Raw genomic sequence first — 1,748 nt, forward strand, 5'->3', positions numbered from 1 at the left:
ATGAAAGCCCTGGTCTGCGTGAAGCGGGTGATTGACTACAACGTGAAGCCACGTGTGAAGGCGGATGGGAGTGGTGTTGATCTTGCGAACGTGAAGATGAGCATGAACCCGTTTGACGAGATCGCGGTGGAGGAGGCCATTCGCCTGAAGGAAAAGGGCGTGGTGAGCGAGATCGTGGCGGTGTCGGTGGGCGTTGCCAAGAGCCAGGAAACGCTGCGCACGGCGCTGGCGATGGGTGCGGACCGGGCGGTGCTGGTGCAGATTGACGAGGGCACCGAGGTCGAGCCGCTGGCGGTGGCCAAGATCATCAAGGGCATTGCCGATGAGGAGCAGCCTGCTCTGATCATCACCGGCAAGCAGGCGATCGACGATGACAGCAACCAGGTCGGCCAGATGGTCGCCGCGCTGCTGGGACGGCCCCAGGGCACCTTTGCCAACGAAGTCTCGGTCGAGGGCGATGCGGTTGTCGTCAAGCGCGAGATCGACGGCGGCCTGCAGACGGTGAAGCTGGCGCTGCCCGCGGTGGTCACCACCGACCTGCGCCTCAATGAGCCGCGCTATGCTTCGCTGCCCAACATCATGAAGGCCAAGTCCAAGCCGCTCGCCACCAAGTCGCCCGCCGACTACGGCGTCGACATCGCGCCGCGCCTCAAGACGCTCAAGGTCAGCGAACCGCCGGTGCGCTCAGCCGGCATCAAGGTGCCCGATGTCGACACGCTGGTCGCCAAGCTCAAGGAAATGGGAGTAGCCTGATGTCCAAGGTTCTCGTTCTCGTCGAACACGACAACGCTTCCGTAAAGGACGCCACGCTCGCCGCCGTCACTGCCGCATCTCAACTGGGCGAAGTGACTGCGCTGGTTGCCGGATCGAACTGCGATGCCGCCGCACAGGCTGCTGCGCAGATCGCCGGCGTCGCCCGTGTGCTCAAGGCCGACGACGCATCGCTGGGCAACGCGCTCGCTGAAAACGTCGCCCCGCTCGTCGCCGGGCTGATGGCCGATTACGACGCCTTCGTGGCGCCTGCCACGACCACCGGCAAGAACGTCGCCCCGCGCATTGCCGCGCTGCTCGACGTGATGCAGGTCTCGGACATCCTCTCGGTCGAAGGGCCCAAGACCTTCACCCGTCCGATCTACGCCGGCAACGCCATCGCCACGGTCGAAAGCTCTGACGCCAAGCTGGTCATCACCGTGCGCGGCACCGCCTTTGCCAAGGCTGCCGCCACTGGCGGATCGGCCAGCGTCGAAGCCGTCAGCGCCACCGGCGACAGCGGGTTGTCGACCTTCGTCAGCGCCGAGATCGCCAAGAGCGAGCGCCCGGAACTGACCAGCGCCAAGATCATCGTCTCGGGCGGCCGCGCGCTGAAGGACGCTGCCACGTTCGAGCAGATCATCACCCCGCTCGCCGACAAGCTCAACGCCGGCATCGGCGCATCGCGCGCCGCGGTCGACGCAGGCTACGTGCCCAACGACTATCAGGTCGGCCAGACCGGTAAGATCGTGGCACCCGAAGTCTACATCGCCGTCGGCATCTCGGGCGCGATCCAGCACCTTGCCGGCATGAAGGACAGCAAGACCATCATCGCCATCAACAAGGACGAAGACGCGCCCATCTTCCAGGTCGCCGACATCGGCCTCGTCGGCGACCTCTTCACGCTCGTCCCGGAACTGACCGGCAAGCTCTGAACCCCACTCGACCACAACGCCAAGCTGGAGTGTTTCCCCGGGGAAACACTCCAAATGGGTTAA

At 64.9% G+C, this 1,748-nt stretch carries 2 protein-coding genes; both read left to right on the forward strand.

Annotation, left to right across the window (positions count from 1 at the left end; genetic code table 11):
- Positions 1 to 753, forward strand: a complete 753-nt coding sequence (locus tag AC1Q5P_RS21865) for an electron transfer flavoprotein subunit beta/FixA family protein (protein ID WP_492520021.1) — start codon at positions 1 to 3, stop codon at positions 751 to 753.
- Positions 753 to 1,685: an electron transfer flavoprotein subunit alpha/FixB family protein gene (locus AC1Q5P_RS21870; protein WP_039337171.1), complete on the forward strand. Its 933-nt coding sequence runs from the start codon at positions 753 to 755 to the stop codon at positions 1,683 to 1,685. Before AC1Q5P_RS21865 ends, AC1Q5P_RS21870 begins: the two co-directional genes overlap by 1 nt.
- Positions 1,686 to 1,748 lie beyond the last annotated feature (63 nt).

The organism is Novosphingobium sp. GW835-FHT14H07, from assembly GCF_058793515.1.

What these genes read in the sequence shown, in the direction of transcription:
- AC1Q5P_RS21865 (WP_492520021.1), top strand. Translation starts at nt 1, where the DNA reads ATGAAAGCCCTGGTCTGCGTGAAGCGGGTGATTGACTACAACGTGAAG.
- AC1Q5P_RS21870 (WP_039337171.1), top strand. Translation starts at nt 753, where the DNA reads ATGTCCAAGGTTCTCGTTCTCGTCGAACACGACAACGCTTCCGTAAAG.